Genomic DNA, 575 nt, shown 5'->3' with positions numbered 1-575 from the left:
GGCATCAACGCCCTGGTCGACCTGGCCGGCAACTTCGCACTACCCCCATTGACGTTGCCGCCGTTCACCATTCCGCCATTCCCGACCCTGCCCGGACTGCCCGACCTGAGCACCGCCATCAACGCAGCCCTCTCCGGCAACCTGAGCCTGAGCCTCAACGGACTGTCTGCCGCCTTCAACGGAGCACTCACCGGCGGCCTCAACGGCCTGTCCGCAGCCATCGGTGGCGCCTTCAACGGCGGACTGGACACCCTGCTCGACCTGGCCGGCAACCTGGCCATCCCGCCATTCGCCATCCCGCCGTTCCCGACGCTGCCCGCACTGCCCAACCTCGGTGCCACCATCACTGGCGGCATCAACGCCCTGGTCGACTTGGCCGGCAACTTTGCTCTGCCGCCATTGACGTTGCCGCCGTTCACCATTCCGCCGTTCCCGACCCTGCCCGCACTGCCCAACCTCGGTGCAACGATCACCGGCGGCATCAACGCCCTGGTCGATCTGGCCGGCAACCTGGCCATCCCGCCGTTCGCGATTCCGCCGTTCACGCTGCCGCCGTTCCCGACACTGCCCGCACT

General features: G+C 67.8%; 1 pseudogene. It reads left to right on the top strand.

Annotation, left to right across the window (positions count from 1 at the left end):
- Positions 1-575 (top strand): annotated as a pseudogene (locus A5634_RS28710) (hypothetical protein); the annotation flags it as partial.

This window comes from Mycobacterium asiaticum (assembly GCF_001673365.1).
Taxonomy (GTDB): Bacteria; Actinomycetota; Actinomycetes; order Mycobacteriales; family Mycobacteriaceae; genus Mycobacterium; species Mycobacterium asiaticum_A.
The sequence above is the reverse complement of the archived record's forward strand: the minus strand, read 5'-3'. Positions and strand labels throughout refer to the sequence as shown.